General features: G+C 44.5%; 4 protein-coding genes and 1 pseudogene. 2 read left to right on the forward strand and 3 right to left on the reverse strand.

Annotation, left to right across the window (positions count from 1 at the left end; translation table 11 throughout):
* Nucleotides 1-96: 96 nt before the first annotated feature.
* The 3 genes and pseudogenes from A3K86_RS23015 to A3K86_RS17905 form a co-directional block, all read right to left on the reverse strand.
* Nucleotides 97-198 (reverse strand): annotated as a pseudogene (locus A3K86_RS23015) (EamA/RhaT family transporter); the annotation flags it as partial.
* Between the two features lie 80 nt (nt 199-278).
* Nucleotides 279-845: a hypothetical protein gene (locus A3K86_RS17900; protein WP_146145589.1), complete on the reverse strand. Its 567-nt coding sequence runs from the start codon at nt 843-845 to the stop codon at nt 279-281.
* Nucleotides 846-892: 47 nt separating this feature from the next.
* Nucleotides 893-11,797: a putative Ig domain-containing protein gene (locus A3K86_RS17905; RefSeq protein WP_068334534.1), complete on the reverse strand. Its 10,905-nt coding sequence runs from the start codon at nt 11,795-11,797 to the stop codon at nt 893-895.
* Between the two features lie 473 nt (nt 11,798-12,270).
* Between A3K86_RS17905 and A3K86_RS17910 the strand changes: the two genes are divergently transcribed.
* Nucleotides 12,271-13,221 (forward strand): alpha/beta hydrolase, encoded by a 951-nt coding sequence (locus A3K86_RS17910; RefSeq protein ID WP_068334535.1) that lies wholly within the window; start codon nt 12,271-12,273, stop codon nt 13,219-13,221.
* A 537-nt stretch (nt 13,222-13,758) separates the two neighbouring features.
* Nucleotides 13,759-18,315 (forward strand): SslE/AcfD family lipoprotein zinc metalloprotease, encoded by a 4,557-nt coding sequence (locus tag A3K86_RS17915; RefSeq protein ID WP_068334536.1) that lies wholly within the window; start codon nt 13,759-13,761, stop codon nt 18,313-18,315.
* Nucleotides 18,316-18,407 lie beyond the last annotated feature (92 nt).

An 18,407-nucleotide genomic window follows, 5' to 3' on the forward strand; every position in this document is an offset into this window, starting at 1 on the left:
TGAATTAGCCCTCAAAAACATTCTTAAATAAGTATAGTTAGAGGAGCTGAGCTTTGTCGGTAATCAACAAAACTTATCAAGTTGCCTCTTTTGGCTTCATGGTTTAGAGTTCACTCCAACAAATACATTGATTAACGCACCTAAAATAATCAAAGTGCCGCCAGTTAATGTCCAACCTGATGGAATTTCATTAAACACTAACTACAAGCCCCCTCTCATCGCCATCATTAATCTAGGAACTTGTTATACTAAATCAGTAAAGAGATTATATCCAACAGTCACATCTCTATATAGCCATTGGTGTGCACAGTATATTTTCCAGAAATTAACCCTGATTCAATGTCCTTTAGGTAATCAAGTATTGAACTTCCTATTACATCACCATCAACATAATAGGATGTAATAATTAGCCTTCCAACGTTCTTCTCAAAATTGTCGTAAAGTATATAACCAGCACCTACTTCAAAGGTAAATATCGGAACAAAACGTGACAAGTTATAAACCACTTCATCACCTAATCCCATCTGTGCTTCGTTTATTACAAATGGCTCTCCATTTATGATTTGATACTCTTCATCTAAATGAAAAAAATAGAAAAATGACTGTTCATTATTACACTTATACTGAGATTTAATCTCTTCAACCGATAGAACAGCATGCCCTTGGAAAAGATTGGTCATTAAATCGTAATGCTTCTTATAAGCATCAACGACAGCAGAGTATTCCTTCGGGAGCAGTATTTTTCCAACATGCTCAATATGAAGCTCTACAGGTTGATAATCGCAACATTCAATGTCATTAATTAGATCTCTTACAAACTCGACATCTAATTTATCTTTACCCATAACGCTAAAACTCCAAAAGCTCATTAGTAAAAAAATTGTATACTTCATTAGTATCCAAACTTACCATTACTGTAATAGAAACTGACGTCACCAGATGCTATTATCAGATATTGATCACCATCATTACCTCGTCGCACAGCTCTGCCCCAAACCTGCCCTGAGCGAATATTATCACTGTGACTAATCAACCTTAGCGATACACGCTTGGAATAGTACATATCTTTCCCTCCCTGATACGACGCAGCAAAGGGATACTCATCACAGGATAAGCCAGTGTTACTAGTAATATTGCCTCGACATTCGTTGGTAGACTTCAGCCAATATCTATCTTTATTTCTACCCTTGCTATATGTCAGAAGTGAAGGTAAAGGTAATCCATTAGATCCTTGTCCACTAATTGAGTCACTAATATGCTCTTTCGCTTCCACATAATCTGAGCCAATAACAACTATATTATCCAGACCACAATCTCTACCTTCTGACATTTGGCATCTCTTCACCTCGGTATGAGTGTATGCTGTAGCCCCTCCAATAACTGTTGTCGCAAATACTGCACGAGAGATTAGATTTCGGCCCAACAGACTCGTCGCTGATGTTGAAATTGACGAGACGGCTCTCATAATGGAGAAACTAACCGAAAAAGTCGGCAAACTCATCGCGTAATATCCAGTAGGGTCAACATAATTTGACGGGGAGCCGTTAACATAGAGGTACTTGTTTAGCGTGATCGGTTGAACTGCATGTCCCGCCCACTCGTCCATCTGCGTAAACCTCCCCACAGATTGATCGTAATAACGAGCCCTCAGGTAATACTTATCAAGCTCCGCATCATATTGCTCACCGGTATACAGGTACGCATTGTCAGATGCACCTGTCTGCTTTAATACTGTGCCGTAGCCGTCATAGTCATAAGTGTCAGTGACTGAACCTGTCTCATCAACAAGCGCACGTGTTGAGCCCAAACCATCATAAACAAAATAGCTGTTTGTTCCCTGAGCATTAAAGCTCAACAGATCTGCACCATAAACATAGGATTTGTTCTGCGCACCGTATTCGCGCACTACCTGAGCGTAATTTCTATTTTCATCAATTATATAGTGTGTAATCACCCCATTGATGCTGGCTGATGTTCTGATGCCATTTGGATTGTACTCATATACCGCAAACTGCGTACCGTCATCAAAACTAGTCAAACGGTTCTTAGTATTATAGAAATAGCGTTTCTCTATAGCACCGGATGTTCGTTCAGCCAATAGGTTACCGTTGGCATCGTAGCTATACTGCGTTAAGTCTTTAGTGACTAATCTGTCGTTGGCATCATAGTTATAGAGTGAAACAACACCGTCAAGCGTTTCCTTCGTCCGGTTCCCTGTCACGCCATATTCATGTTCAATCACCTGACGGCTACCGTCTGCCTCAAGGTAACTTTCCTTGACGAGTCGGCTTAACACATCATATTGATAATCGACATTCCTGCCTCTATGGAGCTCCTCGAGGCGCGTACGCTGACCACTGTCCGACCAGGAATATCGGTAGTGCGAAACAACCGCACCAGAGGTCGACTGTGTGTACTTCTCAATCAATCGATTTAAATTGTCGTACACATGGTGCGTTGAAATACCATTAGGATGATAAATAACATCGGCCATACCCAATGCTGTATAGCTGTATTGAGTAATGCCTCCCTCATTATCAGTTACTGTTGAAAGGCGATTGACTGCATCGTAAGTGTAAGTGGTTGTATTTGTCTGTCCCTGAGATTCAACGGTCAAACTTAACTTATTACCATTCGTATCATACTGATAGCTCAAACGGTCGCCGCTCGGTTGTAACTCGGTGGTTAGGCGGTTAAGCACATCGTACTGATACTCCCACACCTGCACGCTCTTCGCCGTTTCTATCGATGTACGTACCTTGTTGCCTGCTACATCATATTCATAACGCTGAGTCTGCTCATGAAGAGTCCCCACTCCGGATATTTCGGTTATCAATCGACCCATTGCATCATAAGTATACGTTGTCACCTCACCATTAAAATCAGTGTGATTTTCAACTTGATTAAGTGCGTTGTAAGTAAAGGTTTCAATCTGCCCCATCGGCAATGTACGCGACAATACATTACCCAAGCCGTCATACTGCCAGCGGGTTTCCTGGCCAAGAGCATCAATTTGTGCAATGCGATTACCCAGTTCATCGTAACGGTACTCAGTTCGGCTATTTGCCGCATCAACAACAGCAATCAAACGACCTTCAGCATCGTATTCATATTGTGTTGTCACGCCGGATTGGTCAGTTTCGGCTACCTTCCTTCCAAGCCTATCAAACGCAGCACTAATCGCTGTTCCATCGGCAAATCGGGTAACGGTTTTATTGCCTAACTGGTCATACTCGTACTCTGTTCGATTGCCAAGTGGATCAATAGTAGCCGTTACATTACCTTCGCTGTCATACTCATACTGCGTTGTACTACCAAGGGCATCCTTAGTCGCAATACGTCTATTAGCAGCATCATAAACATTTGTGGTTCGGTTCCCGTTGGCATCGACTTCAGCCGCTATTCTGCCGGCAGCATCGTATTCGGTCTCAACCCGACTACCATCAGCTTGAATGATGGCAACCTGTCGATTTAACGCATCATATACATAAGTCGTTACTGAACCAGCGGCGTCAGTCTCGCTGATCAGATTACCCTCGGCGTCATAGGCTTTCTGGGTACGACTGCCATCAGGATACGTAATGGCAATTTCCCGACCGTAGCCGTCATAGTCTGTTAACGTTTTATGGCCAAGCGCATCTGTTGAAACTATTAGCTGGCCCATTGCATCAAACTGAGATTGACGCGAATAGCCAAGGGCATTAATTGTCTCAATTATATTTCCAGCACTGTCGTAGCGGTATTCCGTCACGAGATCCTCTGCCATACCCCCTTGAAGCTTGCGCTCAACAATCTCACGTACCACACGGTTATTTGAATCGTACTCAAACCGTTTTGTTATGCCTGTCGGTGTTATCTCTGTAAGCTTGTTACCTGTACTGTCATACGTATATGAGGTAATGTTACCAAGCATATCCTTAGAAGTTCTTAGATTCCCTTTGGCATCATATTCAAAGGTAGCCTGGCTTCCTGTTGGATCGCTCAACGTCACCAAATTACCAATACCGTCATAGGTATTTACATATCGATTACCTCGACTGTCGATGATTTCAGTTTCCTGTCCTCGATCGTTATATTTATATTCAGTGGTATTTCCCAGTGCATCGGTAACCGTCAGTTGATCATTTTTGGTATTGAACGTTGAATAACTGATATTCCCTAAAGCATCGGTCGAGCTTAATTTGTTTCCTCTCTCGTCATAGGTATATTGTTTGGTATTACCCAAAGCATCCACCTCAGTCGTGATATTTCCATCGTCATCGTAGTAATAGAATGCTGTATTACCGTTGCGGTCTGTCACTACCGACTGTTTTCCCGCAATATCGTGCGAAAATTCAGTTCTATTACCCTGTTCATCTTCTTGAGCAATTAATCGTCCGCCATCATCATAGATATTGCGAACCAGACGACGGTCCAGTGGATCATTGATCTTCAACAGACCGTGATTACGGTTATAATCAAATGTTGTTGTATGACCAAGAGGATCCGTCACCGACCTCAGGTTACCTAAACCATCATAACGATACTGGTGAGCCTGACCAGAAGGATCGGTTACTTGGGTAATACGTCCCTGGGTATCGCGATCAAAGAGTACACTTTTCCCAGCTGAGTGAATCATGCCATCACGGGTATACTGAACCGAATGACCGTTTGTTGATACCAACTTTTTCAGCCCCTCCCCCTGATGCAATTCCATCTTTACACCGGTTTTCAATGTCAGCGCATAGCGATTTGGATCTGCAACATCAATCAGAGTTGAGAAGTCATACAACTGCCCACCTACATATCGAAGCTGAACATGCTCTAATGCCGCCAAAGTAGATTGGGTATCGCCGACAGGTTTGAATGACAACTTCACATCCAAAGCTGGTACTAATTGACTACACTCTGGCGTTAAGACCGCTTCAAAGCGTTCAACATCACCATCTGGCAAAGTGACAGTCACTTCCGGCCTAGCACCTTTCGGCTCAATACAATATTTCGTATTCAGCATGCTGCCGTACTTATTTAACGTCCAACTCATGCCCAACTTATCAGATTCTTGAACATTGAAGTCTGCTAAGCCCAGGCTCCAGCCATATCCGAAATCACCACTTTCAGATTTACTCCGGCTGTCATATGTCCGATCTACTGTGATCGGTAATCCCATCATAGGAATATCAACATCCCGCTGGGTAATTGAGAAGTTACCTACCTTCAGGTCACCAGAAACTAAGACATCTACGCCTGCAACACTCTGGTTACCATCTAAATCAATAGCTTCAATGGCGATTGTGTATACACCATTGTTCAACATCGACGGGTCAAAACTTGCCAAAGCTGAATTAGAAACGGATTGGAAACCTTCCATCAAAATCTGACGTTTAGTCGGCTCACCATCGGGATATACGATCAGCGCATAACTAGCCAGGTTATCGTCTTCTACAGTACCAACTACATCTACCATTGAGCTGATTCCTGCATTCTCAACAGGTGAGGTAATTGAGACCACTGGGGCGGCGGTATCTGTACCCGTAATGACTGCAATGGTTTCCTTCGTCGATACCTCTATACCCTGGCTATCTACAACGGTAGCAACAAGTTTTATCAGAGAAGGCTTATCCGCTTTCGCTTCAGATGTTAATTGGCCATCAAGTGCAAGCAACTGTCCATTAGCTGTCATCACAACTTGATATGGAGGAACACCGCCTGTTGGCTGTACTTGAACCGTAGCAACCTCCCCCACCTTCAATTGACCAGCACTCACGCCAATCGTAACATCTAGCGGCAATGCCCATTCAGAGATAGTGATAGTCCAGCTACGGTGGATAAAATGAGTTCCATCAGAAACTTCGAGTGAGACGGCAACTTGCCCTGTCAGCTCAGCAGGCACTGACCATGCAATACGGCCTTTAGCGTCAACAGTCATCCCAGACGGCGCCTCAATCAAGCGGAAGGTTAGCTGATCACCATCCGCGTCAGTAGCTGACATAACCGATACGTATTGCCCACCTTGTACGGCTTCACGAACAGGAGAACCCGTCAAGACTGGAGCAACATTGCCTCCGGCAGTGCTGACAACAACCTCGTAGCTCTGACGTGTTTCAATTTTATTGTCAGATACAGCAATTTCTACCGACACAGTATCATTAAACCCAGCAGGCACAGCCCACTGAACCGAACCAGTACTACTTATTGTCATTCCTTGTGGTGAGCTAATTAAGCGGAAAGCAAGTGAATCTTTATCAGGATCATTTGCAATAACCTGATAGCGATAATCAGTACCAGCAACAACAGAGGTAACCGGCTGTGAGGTAATAACTGGTGGTTGATTATTTGAACCAGTTTCAATTTTTATCGTATAGCTCTGTTCAACACTATCAAAACCATCATTAACCGCGATAGAAACAGAGTATGTGCTAGGCTGAATATTTGCCGGTACTGCCCACTCAATTAGCCCGCTTTGGCTCACGGTCATTCCTTCAGGATAACGAGTGAGTGTATATGTTAACGCATCACCATCAGGGTCAGTTGCCTTCACCTCATATTGGTAAATTTGACCTGCAGTTCCAATTAACCGTGGAGAAGAAGTAATCACCGGAGTCTGATTTGGTTTAGCGCCAATCACTGTAATTTCATACGATTGCACAACAGTAGAAATACCATCTGAGACTTCTATGCTTACCGGATAGTTACCTGGTTTTAAATTTGCAGGGATAACCCATTGGATATCACCAGAGGCGCTTAAGGACATACCTTGCGGGTACTGGACCAAAGCAAAGGAAAGAACATCGCCATCGTCATCCGAAGCTACAATCTGATACTGATAAATACCACCTTGCTCGATGGACAAGAGCGGTGTTGATGTGATTTTGGGTTCACGATTAAGCGTAGTTTCAACTTCCAATTGGAAGGATTGATCAACACTCCCGCCACGTCCATCCCTGACACGTACCAAAATATCATGTGTTCCGACTACAGGCAGAGACCAAGTCACAAGACCTGTAGCATCGACCTGAACTTCTCCCGGATACATAACTTCATAAATAAGGGAGTCATCATCAGGATCCGACGCCAGAATCTGGTACTGCCACTCCTGCCCTTCTACTGTAGTGAGCTTCGGAGTAGATGAAATAACCGGCGGCTGGTTTTCTGCCATAACCGTCACTTTCATCTGCGCCTGCGATGTTGCACCATAGGTATCAACCGCAACGAATGAAAAGACATGCGTTCCGATATCTGACTCGGTTGGCGTCCAGTTCAGCGAACCCTTTACAGGGTCAAAGAGTGCAGCTGCTGGTAAGCCAGTTGCTCGCCAAGTAATAACATCCCAGGCATTTGGGTCACTGGCCTTCAGGTTAAACGACAACAGCTGATTACTTTTCAGCGTCAGATCTTGTGGTTGTACAAAAGAGGGCGCGACGTTCAGGGGCTCGGTACGAACAGAGAATTGCTGTTTATCACTAGCCCCATCCTGATCGGCTACAGAGACAGTCAATAACACCACGTTTGCCGTGTTATTAAAGCGGTTACACTCCGTTTCATAACCCTCTGCATCAATCAACAATTGAACTGACGAGAAAGCAGAAAAGTCAATGTTTTCAGTAAAGGCAAATTGACTATTTGGCTCAATAGATGGCAATGACCAAGTAGCTAAAGACTGAGAAGTAGTAGGATCCAGCAACGTCAGTGTTAATCCGCCCTGACTTTTCGCTTCACCACCATTTCCAATTGCAATACTCAGTTCACCATCAATATATGTGAAATCTGCAACCGTTAAATCAGATACCGCAGTAAGCGTCCGCCCAGGAAACGTGTTCAGACGGTAAGTATTATGTGACAACCAGCTTGGTAACTGGCCAATCGGAACCGTTCCATCATCATTGATGTTATCAATGTGATAAGCGTGCTGGTTCCAAATTGAACGGGTTGGCGCCCAGCCTTTACCTTCTAGTACTCGAACGCCATTAACACCGTTAAACCAACGATTATTTGAGACTAAAACAATTTCCGCCTCACGATCATTATCTAGATCTACAACTAACGGATACTCATATAACGTGCCCGACGGGTTCGGAAGCTGGTAAATAACATCACCAGTATTGCCATCATAAACTCGGAAATTCAGCTCATCTGAATAAAGGATTTCAGCCTGTCCATCACCGTCAAAGTCAAATACTGATGAGCCTGTTTTCTGGCTGCTTCTATCTTGTGTTTGTTTCTGCCACTTAACACTGCCATCGGCTTCAAAAACAAAATAGTAGAATTTGGCGGCTAAGGTAATTTCTGGTTTAGCATCACCATCAACATCAGCAATGGTTATTGGGCCACCACCAGTGCCCGGTACCGTAATCGGCCCCCAAACATAACTACCGTCATGATTGAGCATACTGAGTTTGTTGTCTCCAGCTATGACCACTTCTGGTAACGAGTCACCATCAAAGTCAGCGACACCGGCAAATAACATCGCAGGACCTTGCCAACGAACGTTACCATTTATGTCGTAAAGTTTCCCGCCAGACAGTACCTCTTGGATACCATCACCATCTGCATCAAAAACAATTGGTGAAATACTTGAATCAATACTGAATAAACGGTCACCGTTTAGATCATAGACACCCTGGGCGTAGACAATTTCTGACGCTCCATCAGCATCCAAATCAGCAATAGCGACATGGCCACGGCCACCAGCAGGCTTACGCCACTTTAAGCCGCCATCATTTTCATAAACAGCTAAGTCTCCATTCGGCTGACCAGCCACTATCTCAACCAAACCATCGGAATCGATATCAGCCGCCGCCAAGCCATAAGATGGGTCTGCCCAAGGGCCTTGATTTGAGGCTGCCCACAATTCACTACCGTCTGCACCGTTCAACGCTCTAACAATACCTGGACGGCTATATTGGCTGCTGTTGAAGGTTGGGAAAACCACATCTGGGTAATCCAGTGTATTAATTTCACCATCAGCATTATCATCATTGAGCTGAACAACAATAGGAGCGGCCATCACTTGGTTGTATGAGCCCATTGATGAACTTTTACTCCAATGCCATTTTATTGTCGGCTTAAATTCACTTGGAGCAGATAATGGCTGACGACAAATTTCTGGGCTTTGCCACCCCATATCTGGGGCTGCACTTTTCCATTGTAATTCACCAGAAGCGCCATTTATTGCTCCTGAGCTTGTTGAATATACGAGTGTATCGCCTTCATTAGGATCGGTTGCAGTAACTAGGTAACGGTACTGACTACCTTCTTGGCTCAAGTATTCAGGTAGCGATGTGATCTTCGGCGGAAAATTAGGCGCTTTGTTTACGGTTACGATAACTGAAATTGTAACGCTATTACCGGCCAGATCTGTCGCCACGACATCATAGGTATACACTCCTGGATCGACATTGGTTGTATCCCATGATACCTGGCCAGTTCTGGCATCGATCTTCACGCCAGCAGGGGAACTTCTTAGCGTAAACTCCAATTGGTCCCCAAGATCAGGATCATTAACTTCTGGGGTAAAGGAGAACTGACCACCTGCATTGATATCTTGAAAAACCTCAGTATTTTCAACCGATGGTGGATCATTGATATTATTCACCCCGATTTCAAACAACTGTGTGTCCACACCACCCCAATCATCTGCCACCTGTAGTGTAACAAGGGCCCGTAGTGTCTGATTGTTGTCAGCTAAACATTCAGATTTTGCATCAGCAAGACCAATGCTAGCCCCTAGCGTAATCGCATTATCTGACATCTTGACGGCATTAAAGCTAATAAGCTGTTCCTGATCAGTTGCTAAATTTAACGCCAGTGTTTGACTTGCAAGCTCCCTTCTAGTGCCATCGTTCAGGACTTCAAATAAGGAGAGTGTCGCCTCTGAAGAAATATTTAATAGACCACGATTATACAGTGTTACCGGGATATTGAGTTGCTCTAACTCTGCTGCATCATGAGGTAGCGAAATTTGTTTAACGATAACATCAGACTGAGGCAGTGGTGGCAACTGACTGATAATTTCACGAACTTTGATTTCAACAAAGGCTTTACTGAAAGCCTGGGCATAAACTCCGCCACGGCGCAAATAATTTAGGTCCCACGCTGCGCCGCCAGTTTCAAGCGCTAACTGAATGTAATGAGCATTTGTAGCACCATAGGCCCTACCACTATGTTTAGCATTGTTACAAAGGCTAAAGCTACCGTCATTCTCTGCAACATAACCGCTACCATCAGCATCCATACCAAGTGCAGCGCGGCCGTCTTCACATACGAATCCACCGTCGATAACAACATTAAGTACCGCTTTTTGGGCAATGAGTTGAGTTTTTATCGATTCATATGTGATCGATGAATTGCCATTATCGCGATCTTCATCACTGATCAATATAATATTTTTTGCAGTTTTTGGACGAAGAGGGTAATCATTCAGCAATAACTGAGCTGCCGACCAACCATCTTCAAAACCACCGCTAGCTACAAACTGCTTAGTAATCTTATTAAACTGTTCTGCATTGACGAAAATGTCACCATCTGTAGCTAGCATACGTAACAAAGCTGCTCCAGAGCCACGATGTCCGAAGCCTACTGCACCATAAAGATTTACCTCATGCTGTGCGCCAACACCTCTTTCGATTAAGAGTGATTCAAGTGTAGATATAATGCTTGTCAACCATTGTTGCTCGCCTCCCATAGATCCCGATTCATCCATAGCAATCAAGATATCGGCCGCACCCTGAACCAATTTTGTAGGCTTCTGAGGAACAGAGCAGTAGCCATTTACGCCTTTTAACGTATCAACAAATTCCTTATTTGGCTGCCAAGTAGTAATCCCTGTATCAGCAATAACACTGAAATTTTCTGGGCCTCGAAGAACGCTCCACGCTAAAGGATCATTATCCTCATCAATAGCCTTTGCTTCATACACATACGTCTCACGTTCGTTTACTGAGTTAAGAGCCGTTGAAACAATAATCGGTGCACGATTAATGAATGACAGATCACCTTCAAATGTATTAAAACCGAGGTGCATTGCTCCAGCAAAAGACTTGGCAATCAATGGGCCATAAGCATCGCCATGAGGCGCATCAAGGTGGGCAGATGGGGCTAATACAGTACCTTCGATGGCTACACCAGCTAAACGAATATTTACGGCATCTGGAAAATTAAAAATGGTACGACTGCGATGAGGAATTAAGTCTGCAAAACTTTTGTTGGTTAGGCTGGCATCGGTACCACTGATATTGAATACGATAGTAGCATCTTCAGGAATGTTGGAAACGGAAAAAGTATGCGCTTTACTAACCGCCGAAGCATCAAGATCGAAAACCTGCCAATTACTGTTTCCATCCCCTTGAAGATATAAACCTCCCCATTCGAACTTAGTTGAACCATTGGCAGGAAAAACAGAGAGTCGGCGTGAGAGATCATTCAGATATAATTTCTGTTCGGGAAGATCCAGTGGTAAATCACCATTCATTATTTTTTGGCTTTCAGACAAACCATCAAAAACAGACTTCCCTATACCATTCAACCTTCCACCAATTATCGCATCACCATAGTAAAGGCGACCCACAGGGAAAGTGATGTCTCCACCAACATAGAGAATATAGCCGCTTGTTTCCGGAGGAAGTCCATCACCAATACTATAACCATTAATCTGCATATTTCTGCCCACATATAGCGGGCCATCAGCGTCACCACTCGGTGCAGTGAAGTCTTCAAATATGAAGGCACTGAAACCTCCAGCTTCACGAAGCGTATTTGCTGAACTAACAGATATGTTGAAAAATAAAAATAGTGTTAATAATAAGGCTATTGGTCTCATATGTCTGACTCGGTTGAGAAGCTCAACAGCACGCTATATTTAAAGCACCTGTATTTAAATCAGTAACAATTAATGTTTCGGAGCAACTAACAGATCACAACAAATGATTAATATAATATTTTCATTTTAAGAATATTCCGCTCGCAATACTCACTCTTTCACATATCAAATAATGGTAAACAACCTCCTCTCTACTAAACTTAGATCGATTCAATTTTCTGCTTCATTCACTTCCCTGATGCTGTCAGCAGAAAAGGCGTTGGTCACAACAGCCTGACGGTTCAAGGAAAATCCTGATTTCTTCCTTTTGACGTACCTCCAAGCCCTACCCTACAGGCATTGACAGGTTTAAGGTTTAGCACGTTTCCTCGGTATTAATTGATGTAGTTTCAGGCCAGCACTATCAGACCAACAGGTATGTATGGATTCAGATGCTATTCACTGATTCACGATAAATAGCGAAGGAAAATGCCATGATTTATTTTGTCTCTAACCGAAACATCACAGATTCTCCATTGTTGTTTGGCGATAGCTTCAATGCGCAAGGTGCCGAAGTTTTGCGGGTGGCGAAAGCAGATCAAGACAATGAGGGAAACTTTTCACTGGCGCTGATGGATGAAACGCCAATTATGCATAACGGCGACATTGCCGATGAGGTGCAAACGCCTTTAGAAGCTGTTTTTGAACAATGTGATAATGCAGATAGCCCATGCGTGTTGTTTGTTCATGGGTTTAATCAAGACATGAAGAAAAACCTGAAAAAATGCCGTGAAATTGAAGCGTACGGTGTGAATGTGATTGCCTTTTCTTGGCCGTCGAATCCGGGGCCTAATTTTATCTTACGTAAGATCAGCGAATACAAACGCGCCCGTAAGAATGCTCGTCGTTCTGCGATGGCGTTTGAACGCTTGCTCGATAAGTTAAACGGCTTTGTTGAAACCAACCGAAGTAAAACCCGCAAGCAAGGACAAATCCAGACGCTTGCGATTCATAGTTTGGGCAACTACCTCATGCAGTCTATGGTGCAGGTGCCAGACTATGATCACCAAGCCGCAATGTTTAAAAACATTCTTCTTCATCAAGCAGATGCTGATAACCCAGGCCATGCATCGTGGCTTGATACGCTTGGGCAAAACAGCCGTGTGCTAGTGACCGTCAATGAAACCGATGACGTGCTCGATTTCTCTGACTTTATTAACCCTGATCGTATCGGTAATACAGCCGCAAACATGACAGCTCAGTACGCTACTTACTACAACTTCACCGATGCCGCTGGTGCAAACGACAGCCACCGTTTATGGCATAAACCCGCAGTTGAAAACCCAACGATTAAGCATTTCTTTAGCCGTGTTTTCCATGGCAAGACCCCTGTTAAGGCAGGAATGCAATATGACGGCAACTTAAATTGCTACAACATACTGTGATTGAGCTTGTGTAATGTAATTTCAAGTTAACCGATAAGGTCAGCCATGCTGACCTTATTTTTTGCCAACTATCGACCCAGCACTCAACGCCTAAATAAATTTATAAATCGAGCAATCGTTAATCACTTGGTTTTATTATTTTCTGGGTTTTAATTTGAGAACGAATAAACAACCAGTTGCAATAAATCGCTAGCAAGTTAATTAATAATTCTACGCATTTGATTATTATTTTCTATAAAACAACCGCTGAACCATTATGCTGAAATGTTTATTTACATGTCACAAAGGATGTTTGGTTTTAGCTGTAATCTATTGTTTAAACTAGAAAGAGTAGATAGGGTTAAATTGATTAGAATCGTAAGTATATTTTTCAGTTATATCTAGACAATTAAACATTCAGTAATTGCATCAAACGCATCTTTATAGGGATAATTGGCACTCACTTCATCTTTTACGAATAACGTTAACTCATTAGCCTTATTCGTTCATCAGTGAAGTATTAAGCCTATTTCATAATTATTTTTATAGAGCCTATCTATGATCAGCCTTAGCTCACTCAATAAAAGTTTGCTTGCTGTTGCTATTGCTTCTTCATTCCTTGCTGGATGCAATGATGACGTAGTAACCAATAACACCCAAACACCTGACACTGGCAAGCCGCCAACAGAAACAACACCGCCGACGGATATCGTGCCGCCAACCGAAACGATTCCACCGACAGATATTATTCCACCAACAACTTATACCGCGAGCTTATTAGCCTCAGGAAAAGTGATCACTGGCGATGTTGACTGTAACGGCACCAGCCTAACCAATGGTACATTCGACGTTTCACAAGGTACGTCTTTCACCTGTTCTTTAGGCTCTGTTACTTTGGGGGATTTCACTGCCCCATTCCCACAAGAATCACAAAGCAAAGCGCTCACTGCGTCAGCGAACCCACCCGCTCACGACGACAATAAAACACTCTCTTTTGAGCTAACAAAAGACGGGAATCAAAACGCAGCTAAGATCCTGCAATCTATCAATAGCTGTGAATCTGACGATAAGATCTGTCTGCAAGAAATCGATTCTTACGATATTGAAGACGTCTACCAGCACCTAGACGATAACGACGCTGTCGATGCTTACTTTGCCGCTAAAGAAGAAAAAGCGACGGATGAAGTGGGCAAAGCGCCAAGTTCACACGTTGATAATACGGTAGTGCCAGCGGTAGACCCTGCTGCCAATAATGATCTTAACTCTAACTTTGTTTCTGCTAATGCAGAGGCGAGCCATGCCTACAAACCAAGTGCTGAGGCTCAAGTTCTTACCCGCAGTAAACTGACTGACAGCAAAGGTACTCCGATTGCTGGCATAAGTTTTTTCTCTGCCCATTCCAGCGGGATGACAGATGAGAAAGGTGAATTTGAGTATAAGTGGGGCGACACCATTACTTTTGGTATCGACACGTTTGAATTCGGTAAAGTCACTGGTAATCAGGTGGATTACAAGCTGACAGATGTCACCGATAACCCAGTGACGAAAGAAAATATTCAAGCACTGGTTGAACGTTACGCCACTAACCAAGGTTCGTCGTATCAAATCACCGACAACATTCACCAAACTTTTGCTAAGTATCCGAATGTTATCAATGAATTGATCAATCTAGCACTACCTAACGGTGAACGTTTAGAAGGGTCTAATTTCTCGCTACCTAACGAGTTTGAAGCGCAGTTTAGTAATGGGCTAACTGCAGACATAGACAGTGAGCTGCGTGTAGCAGGAACGGTAGCGCCTATTATGTACCGCGCTTACTCGGCACCCGTGCCAAAAGCACTGAGCATAGATAGCAGCGGTAAGTATGTTACCAATACACTGCACAAGCTGTTTGCCAATGTAAGTAGCTTCCATGTATTTAACGATAACGGGAGTTTTTACGGCTCAACGGGTTATACCCGTGGTATGCGGGCGCTAAATATCTCGAACGAAGCATTCCCAATCATGATGCCTCGCACCGATATAAACCGCACTATTCCGTTCGGTCTACAACAAGCATGGACACGTGAGGGCAAACCTTACATCGCTGAATACCCGGGTATTAAAATGCCACAAATCCCGTTGGTATCGAAAGACAACGCGACTTACGGTTTCCCGTTTGTTACCGCAGGTAGCATAGGTAAAGGCAAGGTTGTGTTCATGGGTAACGCCATGTATCCAAGCATTTTGTCTTGTCCTGACAACTACTGGGCCAACCGTGAACTGAAAATCGACAGCGCAGCTAAGACGTGTACTGCCACTGCGGTTGAAAACCAAAAGCATAATGACAATGGCGATATGAAACGCTTCTTCGCTAACTTGTTTACATGGTTTAACAATGGCGAATCAACGGCAGGACTCAATGTTGCCACCAATATCGGTACCGCTTATGCGGCTTACCATAACGGCGGATACAACGGTATTCACCTAGGTAGAGAGTACAGTTTCTTTATTAGCTCAGAGTACGGTTTAGGCTCTGTCACTCCACTAACCACAGGTGGCTTTGAGGGGCTTTCTGCTGACGATACGCCAATTCTGATCTTGCAGGCGTATCCACCAAAATCCTTACCAGATGGGCAAAGTAACCGTCTACTTGCCGACTTGGAAAACCCGAACCTAAACCAAGACGATATCACCGCGCTGATCAAATACATCAACGATGGCGGTAACGTGTTGTTTATGGATGCGATCCAAACCACCAACCCAGAGCCAATTGGTCGCTTAGCGGATGCCGCTGGCGTGATGCTAGGTGGGCAAAATGTCACGCCAACCAACCAAACATTCTGCGGTAGCTCGTATTACTGTCAGTCACCTTATCCAAACCCGCATGTGAAAGGGCAAAAGGATATGGTGGTGCTAGAGCGCTTCCCAGATAAAGATGGCAAGCAGCCTTTTGTTGTTCAACAAGATGGCTCGGTTGAATGGACAGACGAGAAAGCGAAGCTTGAAATTCCAACCTATCAAGCACCAAAACTTGATAGCCAAGGCAACCCAGAGCTAGATAGCAACGGTCAACCTGTCATGGTTGAAAAACAAGCGCGTATTTTCGTCGAAACACCACAAGAGCGTGATGCAGCCATCGCTGAACTCCAACACGCTTTTAAAGGTACACCTGTTTGTTCAAATACCTACGAGTACGAGTTCAACTGTATTGAAACTCGCTCTGGCGATGGGATGACAGATCGTGGCAGCTATGGTCGTTCTGACTTTGATCGCTACCCTGTGAGTAAAGATGTGATTGAAAGCATGGTGAAAGCGGCAAACTTAGGGTCGAACTTCACTGCGCTATACAACCATGAAATCTACTACCGCACCCAGGGCAAGCAAGGTCAACGTCTGTCTACGGCTGCCCTCAACCAAGCCTACGATAATCTGGCTGTGTGGATGTGGAACGACAACCCGTACCGCTACGAAACAAACGTACAAGACGAGCTCGGCTTCAAACAAGCGGTGCAGTTCTTGAACTGTTACACCTCAGGTCAGCATCAAGCTAACGCAGGTGAAGCTAATTGTCCGGTCGATCTTAAAGCGTCGCTAGTGGCAAATAAGATGATCCACGGCTCTGGCGAGCTCAGTGATCAACTGAACCCTAGCTACCCACTGAACTACATGGAAAAACCGCTGACGCGCATCATGCTAGGTCGCTCATACTGGGATCACCAAATTGTTGTCGATACCACGCAATATCCGGGTCGCACCACGGGCGCAGGCTCAAGTGCTACTGCCACCATTGAAACCGATGGTAACGCGGTAACGTACTCAGCGGGGAATAACCAATCGACAGGGTTATGGGCACCTCAGCTACAACAAGTGACCGTCAGTGGCGGTGTTGAAGCGACGATTACTGTCATGATGGCCGATGATTTAACGGGGAAACCAAAGCACGAAGTGAGCTTAAAACGCCCACCACGCATGCAAACCAGTTATCACTACGACGGTAGTAGCCTTAACTTCACGGCTCCTTACGGTGGTCTTATTTACATCAAACCGAAAGTGAAAGACAGCGGCGAGCAAACTTTCAATTTCAATGGTGTTGAGCAAGCCGCTTGGTGGAAAGATGGGCATTGGGTGAATACGCCAAGTTCAGCGCAAGCACCCATTGCTGAAGTCGATACAGGTTCTTTCATCTACACCACTGCTATGCATAACCTAAGCGGCACCGATCTTGATCAGTTCGCAAAAGACATGAACCGTTTCGCAGAAGCGGCAAGTGATTTCTACGGTCGTGATGAAATGGTTGAAGATGGTAAGCATCGTCGTTTCACCTACACCGAGCTGAAAGGCTTCCGTCATCGCTTTGTGAATGATGTGCAAATCTCCATTGGTGCTGCGCACTCGGGTTACCCTGTGATGAACACGGGCTTTAATGCCAGCAGAAACACAGTGCCAACCAATGCCGTTGATGATTGGCTAATTTGGCACGAAGTGGGCCACAACTTGGCATCGGCACCCTTTGTGGCTGAAGGGAGTACCGAAGTAACCAACAACCTACTGGCGCTGTACATGCAGGAACTGGAAGGTCGTAATGCTAATCCACAAATGGATCGCATTAGTGCCGACATTCGCAAGGCGCCAATGTGGCTTAGCAGCAATCGAGGCCATGCTTGGGCGAACGGTGATGCTGGTATGCGTTTGGTGATGTTTGGTCAGCTCAAGATCTGGGCGAAGAATCACTTCTCGTTAGATAACTGGTACGCAAGCAACGACACAAAACCTGCAATTTACGGCAAAGACGCTGGCTGGAATATGATCAAACTGATGCACCGTAAAGCCCGTGGCGACGTACAAGGCGATACACTGCAAGGTCGTAACGGCATCAATTACTGTAGCCCTAAAGATACTCGCCTATCAGGTGGTAACTTGATGATGGTATGTAGCTCTTATGTCTCTGGCTACGATTTGAGTGACTTCTTCCAACAGTGGAATGTCGGCGAAACCTCAATGACCAACCCAGACGGCAGCAAGGTTTACGGTGGTGGTATTGATGCGAAAGGGTTAGCAAAACTAGCTGAGCTTAACCTTAAAAAGCCATCGAGCAACCCACTGAATGTTAACTCGCTAAGTTATAGCAACTAAAGCAAAGTGACGCCTTAAAACGTAAACTAAACCCCATCCCTCGACCTAGTCGAGGGATTTTTTTATTGAAGCAAAGCCCCCGCGTCTCAAAC

This window comes from Photobacterium jeanii (genome assembly GCF_001650345.1).
GTDB classification, from domain to species: Bacteria; Pseudomonadota; Gammaproteobacteria; order Enterobacterales; family Vibrionaceae; genus Photobacterium; species Photobacterium jeanii.